This window comes from Halobacillus seohaensis (assembly GCF_042663045.1).
Lineage (GTDB): Bacteria > Bacillota > Bacilli > Bacillales > Halobacillaceae > Halobacillus_A > Halobacillus_A seohaensis.
Map to the genome: position 1 here is coordinate 1 of NZ_JBHSZV010000026.1, position 15,835 is coordinate 15,835.

The 15,835-nt window shown below is 36.6% G+C and carries 14 protein-coding genes; 11 read left to right on the forward strand and 3 right to left on the reverse strand.

Going from position 1 to position 15,835, the window contains the following annotated elements; all coding sequences use genetic code 11:
* Positions 1–548: 548 nt before the first annotated feature.
* Positions 549–3,734, forward strand: coding sequence for a S8 family serine peptidase (locus ACFQIC_RS10700; RefSeq protein ID WP_204711852.1), 3,186 nt, complete (start codon positions 549–551; stop codon positions 3,732–3,734).
* A gap of 397 nt (positions 3,735–4,131) precedes the next feature.
* Here ACFQIC_RS10700 and ACFQIC_RS10705 read toward each other — a convergent pair whose 3' ends face one another.
* From ACFQIC_RS10705 to ACFQIC_RS10715, 3 genes are all read right to left on the reverse strand, one after another.
* Entirely contained in the window at positions 4,132–4,329 is a 198-nt protein-coding gene (locus ACFQIC_RS10705; RefSeq protein WP_204711850.1) for a hypothetical protein, read from the reverse strand.
* A 436-nt stretch (positions 4,330–4,765) separates the two neighbouring features.
* A complete protein-coding gene (locus tag ACFQIC_RS10710; protein ID WP_204711848.1) occupies positions 4,766–5,152 on the reverse strand; it encodes a hypothetical protein in 387 nt (128 codons plus the stop codon).
* A gap of 80 nt (positions 5,153–5,232) precedes the next feature.
* Complete coding sequence (locus ACFQIC_RS10715; protein ID WP_390217091.1) at positions 5,233–5,433, reverse strand: DUF3953 domain-containing protein; 201 nt, start codon at positions 5,431–5,433, stop codon at positions 5,233–5,235.
* A gap of 943 nt (positions 5,434–6,376) precedes the next feature.
* Between ACFQIC_RS10715 and ACFQIC_RS10720 the strand changes: the two genes are divergently transcribed.
* The 10 genes from ACFQIC_RS10720 to ACFQIC_RS10765 all read left to right on the forward strand — a co-directional run bounded on the left by ACFQIC_RS10720 (position 6,377) and on the right by ACFQIC_RS10765 (position 15,810).
* On the forward strand, positions 6,377–6,697 hold the full coding sequence (locus ACFQIC_RS10720; protein ID WP_204711844.1) for a helix-turn-helix domain-containing protein: 321 nt from the start codon (positions 6,377–6,379) through the stop codon (positions 6,695–6,697).
* 126 nt (positions 6,698–6,823) lie between these two features.
* Positions 6,824–7,591: a tyrosine-protein phosphatase gene (locus ACFQIC_RS10725; protein WP_204711842.1), complete on the forward strand. Its 768-nt coding sequence runs from the start codon at positions 6,824–6,826 to the stop codon at positions 7,589–7,591.
* Positions 7,592–8,404: 813 nt separating this feature from the next.
* Positions 8,405–8,752 carry a helix-turn-helix domain-containing protein gene (locus ACFQIC_RS10730; protein WP_204711840.1) on the forward strand — a complete coding sequence of 116 codons (348 nt, stop codon included), beginning with the start codon at positions 8,405–8,407 and terminating at the stop codon, positions 8,750–8,752.
* A 125-nt stretch (positions 8,753–8,877) separates the two neighbouring features.
* The gene (locus ACFQIC_RS10735; RefSeq protein ID WP_204711838.1) at positions 8,878–9,645 is read left to right on the forward strand and encodes a tyrosine-protein phosphatase; all 768 of its coding nucleotides are present in this window, start codon (positions 8,878–8,880) and stop codon (positions 9,643–9,645) included.
* A 260-nt stretch (positions 9,646–9,905) separates the two neighbouring features.
* Positions 9,906–10,676 (forward strand): tyrosine-protein phosphatase, encoded by a 771-nt coding sequence (locus tag ACFQIC_RS10740; protein WP_204711836.1) that lies wholly within the window; start codon positions 9,906–9,908, stop codon positions 10,674–10,676.
* Positions 10,677–10,699: 23 nt separating this feature from the next.
* The gene (locus ACFQIC_RS10745) at positions 10,700–12,580 is read left to right on the forward strand and encodes a polysaccharide biosynthesis protein (protein WP_204711834.1); all 1,881 of its coding nucleotides are present in this window, start codon (positions 10,700–10,702) and stop codon (positions 12,578–12,580) included.
* Positions 12,577–13,455, forward strand: coding sequence for a UTP--glucose-1-phosphate uridylyltransferase GalU (gene galU, locus ACFQIC_RS10750; RefSeq protein WP_204711832.1), 879 nt, complete (start codon positions 12,577–12,579; stop codon positions 13,453–13,455). The genes ACFQIC_RS10745 and galU overlap by 4 nt, the downstream gene beginning before the upstream one ends.
* A gap of 123 nt (positions 13,456–13,578) precedes the next feature.
* Positions 13,579–13,761 (forward strand): prepilin-type N-terminal cleavage/methylation domain-containing protein, encoded by a 183-nt coding sequence (locus ACFQIC_RS10755; protein WP_390217089.1) that lies wholly within the window; start codon positions 13,579–13,581, stop codon positions 13,759–13,761.
* 295 nt (positions 13,762–14,056) lie between these two features.
* Positions 14,057–15,172, forward strand: coding sequence for a DegT/DnrJ/EryC1/StrS family aminotransferase (locus tag ACFQIC_RS10760; protein ID WP_204711830.1), 1,116 nt, complete (start codon positions 14,057–14,059; stop codon positions 15,170–15,172).
* The gene (locus ACFQIC_RS10765; protein ID WP_204711828.1) at positions 15,172–15,810 is read left to right on the forward strand and encodes a sugar transferase; all 639 of its coding nucleotides are present in this window, start codon (positions 15,172–15,174) and stop codon (positions 15,808–15,810) included. Before ACFQIC_RS10760 ends, ACFQIC_RS10765 begins: the two co-directional genes overlap by 1 nt.
* Positions 15,811–15,835 lie beyond the last annotated feature (25 nt).

Here is a 15,835-nt window from a genome sequence, read left to right on the forward strand (position 1 = left end):
CAAAAAATAACTGTAATATTTTTCTATAAATAGGATACTTTTACTTACGTGCAAGGCTAGTGGGGGTGACCCCCGGTGCTTTAAAGCTCTAAAGTATGTTTGGAAGTAATTAAACATTTCTAAAGACAGAGAGTCCACGTTGGCTCTCTGTCTTTTTCTAATAATATATTCGTGAAGTGTTTCAGGTTTCTTAGGGTATTATATATTCCTCTTATTTCCTTTTCTGAGCTTTTCACAACTGCTTGTCTGGATGGATGTAAGGTTATATATTCTGCTAAAATTATAATAATATTATGGTGTGCTTGCTCTAATTCCTTTAAAGGGATTAGGGCTATTTTAATTAAATTTAAGGGGGGGAGATAACGTAAAGCTGAAGGTAGGAAGCAGAATCCGTTGCAGCTGAGGAAGAAAGAGCTGAAATGAAGAAAGATCAATCAGCAAAGCGAGTTAACATTGGCGGTCTTAAACGAATGAAGGAATCTAGTTTTTGAAAATGAAATGTATGTTACAATCATGTAACAAAACTGTTAAGGAATAGGAGGAATTTTATGTATCGAAAAGCAACCGTCTTATCTATCATTCTAGTAATGGTAGCATCTACTATTCCGCTCCAAGGAATTTTTGCATCAGAAAGTGAAAATAAAGTTTCATGGAACCAGGTGATAGATAATATTGATCCTTCTAATCAAAATCAAATAAATAAATCCTTTTACTTGGATAATAAATATCAAGAGTTATATCAGCAGTATAATAAGAATCAAAGATCTGTGTTAGATCAGAAACGTGAATTTGACCGTAAAACATACATAAAACAAGAAGGATATAAAGCACAGAACAAGTCATCCATTAACTTAGAGAAAGTCCATAATCGACAAATTCTAATCAAGGTTAAATCAGGTGCAGATTTCCTCTCAAGTGATTACGGAGTAGAAAAGCTAGAAGTATCTGAAAGGTTAACCAATCAAAACTACGCTCTTGTACGGGTTCCGAACGATGTTGATTTTGATCAAAAATTGAGAGAGTTTCGTCAACTGTCTTCTCTAGAAACTGCTGACCCAGATTACTTCAGTGAGACATCATATATACCTTCAGATGACTTGTATGACGAGCAGTGGCAATTCAACAATCTAAATATGGAAAAAGCTTGGGACGTAACCCGTGGCTCTCCAGATACAGTTGTAGCTGTTCTTGATTCTGGAGTAAATAGCAATCACTCAGATCTCGCGGGCAGAGTCCTTCCGGGTTATGACTTTGTGAATAATGACAATGATGCGTCTGATGATAATGGTCATGGCACGCACATTGCTGGTTTAATTGCTGCCAACTCAGACGACTCTGGTATTTCAGGGATTGATCATTACACGAAGGTTCTTCCTGTCAAAGTTATGGGACAGGATGGGAGAGGGAGCATGGAAAATATAATTGACGGGATCTTATATGCGATTGATCAAGGGGTTGATGTCATCAACATGAGTTATGGTACCTATCAGAAAAGCCAAGCTATAGAGGATGCTCTGTGGCAAGCATATGATCAAGGTATCACACTAGTGGCAGCGGCAGGAAATGAAGGAACGGATAAATGGTCTTACCCTGCTTCATATACACCGGTTATTAGTGTCGCGGCCACAGGACCAAGTGATTATATTACGGACTTTTCAAACTATGGGTCTTGGATCGATATTACGGCCCCTGGTACAAATTTAATAAGTACAGATTATCAAGGTGGTTATCGGAGTGGTGATGGTACTTCATATTCAGCACCTTTGATTAGCGGAATAGCTTCACTAATAAAAAGTAAACATCCTGAATGGCAACCTTCTCAAGTTGAATGGATGCTTCAACAAAGTGCCAAAACATGGAATGGTTCCGAGTGGCATTCTTATGGTGGATATGGAACTGTTGATGGTTATGAAGCATTGAATACCTCTCTTCCGAACTTAAGTGGTGATGTCTCAGGTGTTAGGGGAAATGCCGAACTTATTGAACCAGGATCTAATAAAAGTGAAAGCATTGATATGCCCATGGATGATGATTGGTTTCAATTTGAAATCAATGAAACATCAGACGTTTCAATCAATTTAACCCATGTACCTAATCATCAAGATTTAGTTGCTGTACTTCATAAATATGATGGGGATATACCTCTAAAATATGAAGTGATTGACAGCGGTTTGCAGGGGGAGAATGAACAATTAACCTTTGAAGCAAGTCCTGGTGAATATTACATTCAAGTGTTTGACTATTATAATCATTGGTCGAAAACAAAATACAACTTAAATTGGTCAGTTGAGGAATCGAGTGTAGATGAAGATTCAAATATTGTGGAGGAAGTTGAACCTAATGATTCTATGGGCCTTGCTGATTACTTGCCATTTGGCTCTTTAGGGGGCGGATATTTTCAAGATTATGAAGATCTTGACTATTTTGAAGTTGACCTGCCTTATGATGGAGATATAGAGATAACAACTGCAAGAAATAGTTTTGCATCTTACAATGAACCAATTGCTATATTACAAGAATCGAATGGAGACTATTTAGATGAACCTACATTAGATGTTTATGACGACGGTACCTTGAAATATATTTTTGAAACCTATGAAAACGTAACGGCGGGGAAACATTATGTGATTTTGTTGAACGCTGAAAGCTATTCTGATAATCAAAATCCATATATTTTTGATATAAAATATACAGGAGATATTTCAGGCGAGGTGGGTGTTCCGGAAATAACACCTTCTAGTGGTTCCTACCATCAACAGGTTGATTTGGAAATGAGTCAAGAAGATGCTGATTCTATTAATTATACTTTAGATGGATCTACGCCAAGTGTGGATGTGGGGCAGTCGTACGAAGAATCTATTACGCTTACAGAAGATACGACAGTCCAAGCTGTAGCTATACAAGAAGGTGTAGCTAGTGCTGTAGTTACCAATGAGTATAAAATTGACTGGGAAGAGCTGAAACAACCTGAAGCAAATTATTCTTCAGGACATTACGAAGATCCAATTGAGGTTCAATTAAGTACTAACCATGATGATGCTAAAATTATGTACACTACAGATGGAACAGACCCAGGATTAAATCATGGATCATTATATGATGGACCAATTGGAATAGAAGAAGACACCACTCTAAAAGCAATGGTGTTCAAAGATCGTGTTACGAGTGAAATAGCTACATTTGATTATCAGGTGGGATCAGAAACCACCTCTTCTTTTCCTGATGTTAATGGGCATTGGGCTGAAGAAGAAATTAGTTATCTTGTGCAAGAAAAGTTAGTAAAAGGCTACCCAAGTGGTTTGTTTGGTGTTAATGATGATATCAACCGAGCCTCTGCTGCTGTAATGATTGTGAGAGAGTTGGAACTGCCACCGGAGAATGGAAACTTTACCGACGTATCTACTAATCATTGGGCCTCTGAAGAAATTGGTGCTGCTGCAAAGGCTGGTATTATTACAGGATATCAAGGAGAATATAAACCTTTTGATCCACTCAGCCGAGAAGAAATGGCAGCTATTCTTACTCGTGCTTACAACTTAGGGGGAACGGGATCGATTAATTTCTCAGATGTAAGGGCAGATTCATGGTCTAATGGATATATTGAAGCGTTGGTAGCTAATGGGATTACAAATGGTTTTCCAGACGGTACGTTCAAGCCAAATGATAATATAACTAGAGCTAGTTTTGCGGTAATGGTGGCTCGTGTTTTAAATGATTCTTTTAAAACGAATTGATAAGATATGAACTCAGATGAGGACCGGCTCCGAATTGTACAAGATACGCAAACTAAGGCGTCTCGAAAGAACAGTTTCGAAAGGACTTAGAAATGAATGACGAAAAATCACTACATAACAGATGTAGTGATTTTTTTAATGGAATTTATCCTGTAATTGCGATGTAGCTCTGTTCTCATCGGTGATTATTATCTTCTGTAAATACTACGATAGCACCATCATCGTGAACTGCATGTAATACTGTTTGAACAAGAGTGTGAGAAAAATTTTCGTTCTTTTGATCACCCCGCCAATAATACTATGTAAAATAAAATTTCTCTTGCACTAACTTGCTGCTTTAGATGAACAAGACCAAGAAGAAGCCTTTATTAAAGCATTACACCCGTTACTTCAAAACTCATTGTTCACTTTTTTGATTTCTGTTATCTATTTTTCTAACAATCATAATTGCTTCAAATAAAGCAATCATTGCAATAATAACTCTTGCTTCTTGACTAAGTGGTTGATATTCAAACATATGTGCAAATAAAACAATTGCCAATGCAAAATATAATAAAGCTTTTATTAAAGAATAAATTATCTCTGATGGTCCCATCATCTAACCCCCCTGTTAATTTCACTAACCTGTTTCTATAGTTGAACAAAAGTGTGTTCCCTCTTCAAGGAAAGCTACTCGTCACTTTAAGTGCAATCTTTCACAATCTGAGAAGAAAGTATTAACTGTTCAAATTTTAACAATCAGACATGTCTTACTTAAAATCTAGGTTTACTAAAAAATGCTGCAAGAAAAATGAATAATAAAGAAAGTGAAATTCCAGTAGGCCCTTTATCAAAATAAGCAAATCAAGGAATAGTCACAGTTGCAAGAATAAACATCAATTTCATCATTGTCTATCCCCTCATCGTTGAGAACAGAAAAAGGAGACTGTTTAATCATTTAGTATTCAGCTGCTTTAGTACAAGAGGTGACTTTTGCTTGTTCAGCAATCGTCCCCGTTGATTCAATAATATTAAGAAGAAAAGTAGCTAGTTTAGTTAGAAATAACAATTTCGGAGGCTTCTAACCCCTCCCTGCTACTAGCGCTTCTGTTGATGTCGCTCTCTTCAGCCAGGACGACTTTAATACTATTGGGGGTGTTTATTTTTTCAACATCAAATTCAGCCAAATCATCAACATTTAATTTTTTGCCATCTTCTGTTTTGATTATCGTATTTTCAGTGACTTCCACCTTGCACATATAGCCTATATCTGTACCATCAGTATCATTTCTTGTAGCTACCGAAGAACAATCAATACGTAGTGTGTTTGATGCTTCAACAGAATGAAAATAACCTTCGAAGGATTGAACAGGTCCGGAGTTGTTGCATCCCGTGATCAAGAAAAGCGTCGACACAAGAAGTAATAGATATTTCACCATAAATACCTCCCAGTCTTAATCAATATTACTGCCCCTATAGTTGAACGAGGGTGAGATTCCTTGTTCAAGGAAAGGACCTGTTAGCTGAATTGTGAAGTATAAATAACTACAAAAATAACAAATGCAGATGCACCAATATTTATATATCCCCAGAATGATTTTCGGTCTTTTTTTAGTTCAATTAAACCTATGACCAACGTTAGGATACCCACTAAAAATAAAGAATAAGGCAATAAATCGAATTTTTGAGTTATTAAACTATAGCTACCTAATATGACCACAGATATGGCTAAGATAATTCTTAATACTTTCAGCAAATTTATTTCCCACTAGGTTATCAATCTTCAACCTTCCTGCTTTGTTTGTTGAATAATTCTCCATTTAAAGTTTATATTCCGAGCGTATCATAGGTCGATTATATTTTGGGAAAAACTATATTAATACAAAAATTTATTCATCTATTTATTAAGAGTGGTTTGGGAATAATGGCATGATCAATGTTTCTCCTAGCAGACTCAATATTTGCCTCCGTTATGATTGTGATGATAACGGTAGTAGGGATCATTGTATTTTATGTTAATCTCACATACAGCGTAGAGGGAAAACAGAAAACCTACCAAAAGCCTCTACTGCAAAGAACGACACACTTGGGGTCAGGTCTATCAGACTCAAGTAACGATCTACTACCGATACCGAAGAAGGCCCTGACCCCACTTCTCGTCCAGAACGCAATTTCAAGCTGACGCTCCCTACTCCACACATGATCAACAAGAGATAGATCCTAGTTCCAGATAACTCAATTTTGCTTCTAGTTTTCATATCTACCAAAAATAAAAAAACGATTCCCCCTCACAATTTCCGACAAAAAATAAACCCTCTAAGTGATACTATAAGATTAAAAGAAAAAACGGTTTTCCAACAAGTAAAAGATTCTCCCTATTAGAAAAAACAAAAAATAATAAACTGATCATCCATTTACCTCATATAAATGGAAAAAAATACTTGGTTTTTTATTATTCCTGCAATGTTATTGTTCATCATAGTGTGTTTCATATCTGGTATACTCATATTTAATAAACAAGTATTCTATATATTGGTATTATGAAGGTCCTGTGATATTGTTGTAATCATAAAGTCTTATATAATTACCAATAACATTTAGTTCTTTGATAATGCCTTAATGCATCTTAGAATATTGCAGACTACTAAGAGAAGGTGAAAAAATTGATCGGTGATCGAATTAAGGAGTCGCGTAAAACACAAAAGTTGTCTATGGGGGATTTAGCAGAGAAAACAGGATTTGCTAAATCTTATATTAGTTCCATCGAAAGAGCCGTTCAGTCCAATCCAACAATCCAATTTGTGGAAAAAATAGCCTTGGGTTTAAATGTTTCCGTGGATTACCTCATTCATGGGAATGAAAAAGTCCAAAGTAGGGGAATAGATGAAGAATGGGTGGAACTTGTTCTCGAATCTATGGATTACGGGTTATCCAAGCAGCAATTTCGTGAATATCTCGAATTGAAAAAGGCAAATATTTTATAATTAGAGTAAATCATTATGTGAATTATAAAATATATATAAGCTAGGCATAAAAAACAAACAGATTGACCTAGCTAGCAGCAATTATAGGTGTATATAGGTATAGGAATCTAAGGGAGGGAAAATTGTATGATTGATATTCATAGTCATATCCTACCAGGAGTAGATGATGGAGCTCAGTCGATGGAAGAGAGCGTGAAAATGGCGGAAGCGGCTGTGGAAGAAGGGATTACGGCCATTGTAGCGACGCCACACCATAACAATGGGGAATTTGAGAATTATAAGCATAATATTCTCATTCAAGTTGATGAGCTAAATAGAGTGTTAGAAGAAAGGAATATCCCTTTAGATGTTCTCCCAGGGCAAGAAACACGGCTATATGGCTCTATGCTTCAAGGTTTACAAAAGGATGAAATATTAACGATCAATGGGGATAGTTCTTATGTGTTCGTTGAATTCCCTCACGATCAAATTCCCCATTATGCAACTAATTTATTTTATAATTTGCAAATGGAAGGCTATCAACCGATCATTGTTCACCCTGAACGAAATAGAATCATACAAGAGAATCCAAACATTCTCTATTCGTTTATTAAAAACGGCGCGTTTTCTCAAATCACGGCAGCGAGTATTACGGGACACCATGGGAAAACCGTAAATAAATTATCATATCAATTAATTGAAGCTAACCTTACGCATTTAATTGCATCCGATGCACATAATACAAAAAAACGCAGTTTCTATATGAGAAAAGCATTCGATGAAATAAGTAAGGAATATGGGCAGGCTATCACGTATCAATTCATGGAAAATGCTCATTATGTGATTGAGAATCAAACGATGGCAACTAACCCGCCAGAGCATATAAAAAAGAAGAAAATCTTTGGTTTATTTTAAATCCTGGGAAGATACTCGGGGATGTATATATGATATATGTAAAATGTATCAGAAAATAACTTTTAGGGTCAGTCACCCGATGCTGTAAAGTGATAAAAGAATTGTGAGAAGAAGGAAGTCCTGTGGAGAGATATCTCTACAGGACTTTTTGGTTTTTCTTTTTCGGTCATTTGATTATTTTGTCTTTTTCAATCGATTTAGGACCCGACGTTACATATTAAAGCATAAATTTTGACAAGGGAAACGAGCACATGATGCGGTGAGACAGGTAAAGGAGTTATTTCAATGAGGGATGGACCTGGATCAAATCAATTAAAATAGCCTATTCAGATTCTTGCGTACAGTGGTGTGAGAGAGGTCAGAAGTATCCTATTTGATTAAAACAAATTAACAGAAATGTGTTATTTTTCAATTTCCGACAAAATATCTCGATATCAAAATGCTATTATAAAGGAAGACTCTGACTATAATTTACGATTGGAGAACTGCCATTTAATCAAATTTCCATTTCTTCATTATATTAGAATAATTAGAAGTTGAATTTTTAAGAAAAATATAACCTTTTATCCTATGTTATTGGAATATAATTCAATCGTTCATAGAGGTATTTTTGCTGTTTTAGACGTTTAAATATCTTTAAATGGAATGAAAAAGCCTATGATGTTCACTATAAGATACATGCATTCTATATATTGGTTTTTGTCAAAATCTGTGATAAAGTATACGTAATTAAAAAGTCTCATATTCTTACCATTATATTATCATGATGTGTTTTAAGATTATTGTGGATTGGAAGAAGGTAGGTGAAAGTAAGTGATCGGTGATCGAATTAAAGCTACCCGCAAAAACAGGGGGCTGTCCATGGCGGAATTAGCTTTTAAAACTGGATTTGCAAAATCTTATATTAGTTCAATTGAAAGAGGAATTCAATCCAACCCGACCATCCACTTTGTGGAAAGAGTAGCTTCGGAATTAGGAGTATCTATTTACTTCCTTATGCAGGGAGCTACAGAAGAAGAGAGCCGGTTGTTGGATAAAGACTGGGTTGTGCTTGTGGTAGAGGCGATGAATTATGGTTTATCCAAACAGGAATTCCGCGAATATTTAGAGATGAGTAATGGGATGGTTAGGAAGGGGGTTAATGAGTTTGTCTCAAACTAATGGTTTGAAATGAACTCATTAACACAAGTTGTTTAAAAGATAGCTATAAATAGAATCTAGGCGATAAAAAAATAAACGACCTAGTAAATTAAAAGGTATAGGATCCCAAGGAGGGGAAGTTGTATATGATTGATATTCATAGTCACATTCTTCCTGGAGTTGATGACGGGGCTCAAACGATGGAAGATAGTATTCGGATGGCTGAATTGGCTGTAGACGAAGGGATCACCACGATCGTGGCAACACCTCACCATAACAATGGACAATTTGAGAACTACAAGAATAATATTCTGATCCAAGTAAGTGAGTTGAATAGAAGACTGAAGGAAAGAGATATTCCTTTAGAAGTGTTACCAGGACAGGAGACACGCCTTTATGATGGGATGCTGGAGGGCTTACAAAATGATGAAATTTTAACGATTAATAAGACAAGTAGTTATGTATTCGTTGAATTTCCACATGATCAAGTTCCTCATTATACAAGTACTCTATTATTTAATTTGCAGCTGGAGGGGTATCAGCCAATTATCGTACATCCTGAGCGAAACGTGAGAATTCAAGAGAATCCAAATATTCTTTATTCGTTTATTAAGAATGGGGCCTTTTCTCAAATAACAGCTGCAAGTATAGCTGGGAATTTCGGGAATGATATCAAAAGGTTATCCCATCAGTTTATTGACTCGAATTTAACCCATTTGATAGCTTCTGATGTTCATTCTACGAAACGTCAAAGTTATCAAATGAAGAAAGCCGATAATGAAATAAGAAAAGCCTATGGAAATCCTGTTATGGAATATTTCTCTGAAAATGCTGTGTATGTTATAGAAGGATCTAATATAACAGCGGATCAGCCACTACGCGTGAAAAAGAAAAAAGTTTTTGGGCTATTTTAATAGAAGGGAACTAAGCTGGATCTCAGCTTAGTTTTTTCGCGGCAAATAATTAGGTAAAAATACCTATTAATGTTGGTAATAAATAACCGATCAAGAAAATTATTCATTTCCCTTTAATTCCCAGCCATTTATAGGGCGATTGTATTAAAACTTTACTTCAAATTAAAGGAAATAGATGATAAACTGATTACTGTTCTAATTTATGAAGGAAATAAATCTAACACAAATATAGATACACGTTAGGAAAGGAGAAAGATAGTTTGATTGATATACATAGTCATATTCTTCCTGGGATAGATGATGGAGCTTCTACGTTGAAAGATAGTCTCGAGATGGCAAGAGCAGCGGTCGATGATGGAATGGATACCATAATTGCGACCCCTCACCATCAGAACGGAAAGTATACAAACGTAAGCGACGAGATTATGGATCAAGTGGCAGAGTTCAATATTCAGTTGGAAAAAAATCAGATTCCGTTAACCGTCTTACCAGGTCAGGAAACGCGAATTTATGGTGATTTTATAGAAGGACTTCGTTCGAAGGAAGTCTTAACTCTGAATAATCAAGGAAGCTATGTATTCGTCGAATTTCCGTCTGACTCTGTACCAAGATATACGAGCAAGTTACTTTTTGATATCCAGGTTGAAGGATATCAGCCAATCATTGTTCACCCTGAACGTAATCGGGAAATCATTCAGCATCCAGATATTTTATACAACTTAGTAAAAAAAGGAGCGTTTACCCAAGTCACAGCAGCTAGTGTGACGGGACGTTTTGGCAAAAATATTAAGAAATTTAGTCATCAACTGATTGAAGCAAACTTAACACACCTGATTGCATCTGATGCTCATAACACCGACAGTCGCGGGTTTTGTATGAGTGAGGCTTATGAGGAGATAAGGGAAAGCTATGGTTCGTCCATAGTTTATTTGTTTACTGATAATGCGGAGTTTGTGGTGAATGGGGAAGTGCTGGCTTCGGATTCGCCGGAGCAGGTTAGGAAGAAGAAGAAGTTTATGGGGATATTTTAAAGAAAAAAGGAGTCGGGAAAGGAATGTCGGTTGTGTTAAGAAAAAGGTTGTTACTATTAATATTAATTGATTCTGTCATTGTTTCTTTTTCAATTTACATGTCTCATTTCTTTCTAAATCCATATGTCACAGTTTTTGATCTCTTGATGTTCGTTTCGGCGCTTACGCTGCTTATTACCCATCACCTGCTCTCTGGAGCGTTTGGTATGTATAAGCGGAAGTGGCGCTATGCGAGCATGGAGGAACTAGTTGGGATTATCGTAATTGTCTCTCTATCTATACTTTCAGTAACAGCCGTTCAATTGTTAGCTTTTGGCGTCATTAATGAAAGAGCGTTAACCATTACCTGGATGTTACATATCATTCTGCTTGGTGGAGTACGCTTTGCCTGGAGATATTATAAGACGTACGGGCTTACATTAAATCCAAAAGGCAAGAAAGCCAAGTTAGTTAAAAACAATCCTAACATGAAATCCACTCTAATCGTAGGTGCAGGTTCTGCAGGGCGTATGTTAGCCCGACAAATCAAAGATTCAACAGACGTGAACTCAAATGTGATCGGTTTTGTTGATGATGATTTCACGATGCACCATTTAACAATTAGTGGTTTACCTGTGCTCGGAAGTACGAAAAACATTGAAGACATCGCAAATAAATATAGTATCAATCATATTGTGATTGCCATGCCGTCTATTGAGCGGAGTCGCGTGAAGATGATCATACAAGATGCACAAAAAATTGTAAAAAATGTTCAAACCTTACCGATGATTGAAGATATTGCATTAGGAAACGTGTCCGTCAGTCAAATTCGTGATGTATCGATTGAGGATCTGCTGGGACGTGAACCTGTGGAATTAAACATCGGATCGATATCTAGTGAAATTAATGGTAAAACCGTTCTCGTAACAGGAGCGGGGGGTTCGATAGGTTCAGAGATTTGCCGACAAATATTAAAATTCGGACCCGAGAAACTTGTCTTACTAGGACACGGAGAAAATAGCATTTATACCATTCATATGGAACTCAAGCAATTAGATATAAAAACGGAACTGTTTACAGTCATCGCTGATGTTCAAGATCGTGATCGGATTTTTGAAGTGGTGGATGAATATCAACCTTCCTATATCTATCACGCGGCCGCACATAAGCACGTGCCTTTGATGGAAGCAAATCCGAAAGAAGCAGTGAAGAATAATGTCATCGGTACGAAGAACGTAGCGGAAGCGGCCGATGTTATTGGCGTGGCAAACTTTGTATTGATATCCTCCGACAAAGCTGTGAACCCAACGAACGTCATGGGAGCGACCAAGCGTGTGGCTGAAATGGTTGTACAATCGTTAAGTAAAACAAGCCAAACAAAATTCGTTGCAGTACGATTCGGTAATGTCTTAGGCAGCCGCGGCAGTGTTATTCCACTATTTAAGAATCAAATTGCCGCCGGTGGCCCAGTGACCGTAACGCACCCAGATATGACGAGGTACTTTATGACCATCCCCGAAGCGTCTAGGCTTGTTATGCAGGCAGGGGCTTTAGCGCGTGGTGGAGAAATATTTGTTCTTGATATGGGTGAGCCGGTTAAGATTGTTGATTTGGCTAAAAACCTTATCTCTTTATCAGGTTTTACGGAAGAAGAGATCCCGGTGAAGTTTGCTGGGATACGACCTGGAGAGAAGATGTATGAGGAGCTTCTTGGTGAAGGAGAAGTTCATTCAGAGCAGGTTTATCCTAAGATTTATATCGGAAAAAACAATGAAGTTCCCGTTCATGAGTTATTAAACTTTATTAATTATGAGTTGGAAAATCTATCAGACGAAGATGTTAAGAATAGTGTGTTTAAGCTTATCGATAACAAGGTTGCAGTATCGAATGTAAATGAGATAGATGCAAAGGAGCGGATATTATGAAAAAAATTAAAAAAGCGATCATCCCAGCAGCTGGACTAGGCACTCGTTTTCTACCAGCAACAAAGGCTATGCCAAAAGAAATGCTGCCAATTGTTGATAAACCAACGATTCAGTACATCGTGGAAGAAGCGATTGCATCTGGAATCGAGGACATTATTATTGTAACGGGTAAAGGCAAACGTGCCATTGAAGACCACTTTGATAACAATTTCGAGTTAGAAGATAACTTAGTAAAAAAAGAGAAATTTGAATTACTAGAAAAAGTAAATGAAACATCTAACGTTGATATTCACTATATTCGTCAAAAAGAACCAAAAGGATTAGGGCATGCCGTGTGGAGTGCTCGTAAGTTTATCGGAAATGAACCTTTTGCTGTTTTACTAGGTGACGATATTGTTGAAGCTGATACTCCTTGTCTACAACAGCTAATCAATCAATATGAAGAAACAGACTCTTCGATTATTGGCGTTCAACAAGTGGGTGATGACCAAACACATCGTTATGGAATCATTGATCCTTCAAGTAATCAAGACCGTCGTTATCAAGTCTATACCTTTGTAGAGAAACCTGAACAAGGTACAGCTCCTTCTAATCTAGCCATTATGGGACGTTATATTCTTAATCCTGAGATCTTTGATTTCTTAGATCAGCAGAAGCTAGGTGCTGGTGGAGAGATTCAGCTGACGGATGCGATTCAGGAATTGAATGAGTTGCAGAATGTATATGCGTATGACTTTGAAGGTGAAAGATATGATGTTGGTGAAAAGTTTGGATTTATTAAGACGACGATTGAGTTTGCTTTGAAGAATGAAGAGATCGGTTCAGATGTCGAGGAATTGCTTGTAAGTTTAGTGTCGGAAAAGGTGAAGAGTTAAATGGATTTTGAGTCCAAAATTAAAATAAAATAAATATTACTTTTATTGTACTGCGGGTTAGGAACTGGTTATGAGTCGGTACTTTAGATTAAAGTAAATGTTGATTTGAAGGGAGTAATAGAAATGTTTTTGAACTTTCTTCAATCAAACAATGTTAAGTTTCTGGTCAATCTTATTATTATAAAGATTAATAAAAATAGAGCATTCACTTTAATCGAGGTGATTTCGGTTCTTACTATTTTAGGAATCTTACTATTAATTGCTGTACCGTCTGTTGTGGGTATTATAGAAAAGGTTGAGAACTGACTATCATAGTTAGATTGAACGATAGAAACCTTGCGGGATAAGGGTTTGAGATGTTTTTAGTGAGATTTATAGATTGATTGAATGGTATATATAATAGGAAGAAATTCGGTTAAGGGCGTTAACGAAGTAAATATCTATTTCGTATTTATTAGGTAGATTGAATAGATATTACGAGGTGGGTATGCTTTATAGATGAAATTTAGAGAGTTAGTAGTTGGTTGGATGAGAGTTTAAAAATCCAATTAAGTACTAACCACCTAAAGAATTGACTTTGCAGAGGAAGGAAGTTTTAGATATGGGAGATCGAATATTTCTCTCATCGCCGCACATGAGTGATGAGGGTTTTGAAATGGAATATGTAAAGGAAGCTTTTAATACGAATTGGATTGCTCCCCTCGGTGAAAACGTGAATGAATTTGAAAAAGAACTAGCGGCTAAAGTTGGTTCTAAGGCTGCTGCGGCACTTTCTTCTGGTACTGGTGCCCTCCACTTAGCATTAAGGGCAGCGGGAGTTGAAGAAGGAGATGCTGTTTTCTGCCCGACACTAACTTTTTCGGCTACAGCCAACCCGATAATCTATCAAAATGCTAATCCTGTTTTTATAGATAGTGATTATGAAACTTGGAACATGTGTCCTAAAGCCTTAGAAGAAGCTTTTAAAAAATATCCTGATGTAAAAGCAGTGATTGTTGTTCACCTTTATGGTCTATCTGCGGATATGGATAAGATTATGGATATTTGTAAGAAACATAATGTAACGGTTATAGAAGACGCAGCTGAATCTTTAGGCGCTTACTATAAAGGACAACACACAGGAAGCTTTGGAGATTATGGTATCTTCTCTTTTAATGGGAACAAAATAATCACCACATCAGGTGGTGGAATGCTAGTTTCCAATAATGAAGAAAGAATTGCAAAGGCGAGGTTTTGGGCAACTCAATCAAGGGATCAAGCAAGGCATTATGAGCATAGCGAACTAGGTTTTAACTACCGCATGAGTAATGTTGTTGCTGGGATTGGTCGAGGACAGCTTAAGGTGTTAGAACAAAGAGTAGAGAAGAAAAGATATATCTTTGAATTTTATAAGAGTGAGCTTGGAGGGCTTGAAGGTATTGAGTTTATGCCTGTAAATGATTGGGACGAGCCGAATTATTGGTTGTGTTCAATGACTTTAAATAGCATTGTTAGACCGATTGATATTTTTGAAGCTCTTGAGAAAGAAAATATTGAGTCCAGGCCTATTTGGAAGCCGATGCACATACAGCCTTACTTTGAGGAGTATGATTTTGTTGGAACGGATGTGTCGGAGAAGTTATTTGAGAATGGTGTTTGTTTACCTTCTGATACGAAGATGACAGATGGGGATTTGGAGAGAGTTGTAGAGACTATTAAAGGGTTGTGGTTGAAGTAATGAATAAGTCTAAAGGTGGTATATATATAGGATTTGTAAAAAGATTGATGGATCTCATACTTTCTTTAATTGCTATTATTGTTCTTAGTCCGGTGTTTTTAGTGATTACTTTTCTTGTGAGAACTAGGCTAGGAAGTCCGATAATTTTTAAGCAAGAGAGACCAGGTGTGAACGAGAGGATTTTTACTATGTATAAGTTTAGAACTATGACTGATAAGAGAGATGAAAATGGTGAGTTACTTCCTAACGAGATGAGACATACAAAGTTCGGGGGATTTTTGAGAAGTACCAGCCTTGACGAAGTACCAGAACTTATTAACGTTTTAATAGGAGATATGAGTTTGGTTGGACCAAGGCCATTACTTATTGATTATTTATCATTATATAATCAGAAGCAGGCTAGAAGGCATGAAGTAAGGCCTGGTATAACTGGTTTAGCACAGGTTAGTGGCAGAAACAGTATATCATGGGAGGAAAAGTTTGAACACGATGTATGGTATGTTGATAATTTGAACTCTTATCTAGATCTTAAGATTCTTGTTCAAACTGTCCTTAAGGTTTTTAAAAGAGAAAATGTTAATCAAACTAATAATATATCAATGAAAAGATTTACGGGTACAGATAACAAATCTATATAGTAAAAATATTAGTTAGGTTTTTTTA

Excerpts from the sequence above, each read along its gene's own strand:
- ACFQIC_RS10700 (WP_204711852.1), top strand. The coding sequence starts at position 549 with ATGTATCGAAAAGCAACCGTCTTATCTATCATTCTAGTAATGGTAGCA.
- ACFQIC_RS10705 (WP_204711850.1), bottom strand. The coding sequence starts at position 4,329 with ATGGGACCATCAGAGATAATTTATTCTTTAATAAAAGCTTTATTATAT.
- ACFQIC_RS10710 (WP_204711848.1), bottom strand. The coding sequence starts at position 5,152 with ATGGTGAAATATCTATTACTTCTTGTGTCGACGCTTTTCTTGATCACG.
- ACFQIC_RS10725 (WP_204711842.1), top strand. The coding sequence starts at position 6,824 with ATGATTGATATTCATAGTCATATCCTACCAGGAGTAGATGATGGAGCT.
- ACFQIC_RS10735 (WP_204711838.1), top strand. The coding sequence starts at position 8,878 with ATGATTGATATTCATAGTCACATTCTTCCTGGAGTTGATGACGGGGCT.
- ACFQIC_RS10745 (WP_204711834.1), top strand. The coding sequence starts at position 10,700 with ATGTCGGTTGTGTTAAGAAAAAGGTTGTTACTATTAATATTAATTGAT.
- galU (WP_204711832.1), top strand. The coding sequence starts at position 12,577 with ATGAAAAAAATTAAAAAAGCGATCATCCCAGCAGCTGGACTAGGCACT.
- ACFQIC_RS10755 (WP_390217089.1), top strand. The coding sequence starts at position 13,579 with ATGTTTTTGAACTTTCTTCAATCAAACAATGTTAAGTTTCTGGTCAAT.
- ACFQIC_RS10760 (WP_204711830.1), top strand. The coding sequence starts at position 14,057 with ATGGGAGATCGAATATTTCTCTCATCGCCGCACATGAGTGATGAGGGT.
- ACFQIC_RS10765 (WP_204711828.1), top strand. The coding sequence starts at position 15,172 with ATGAATAAGTCTAAAGGTGGTATATATATAGGATTTGTAAAAAGATTG.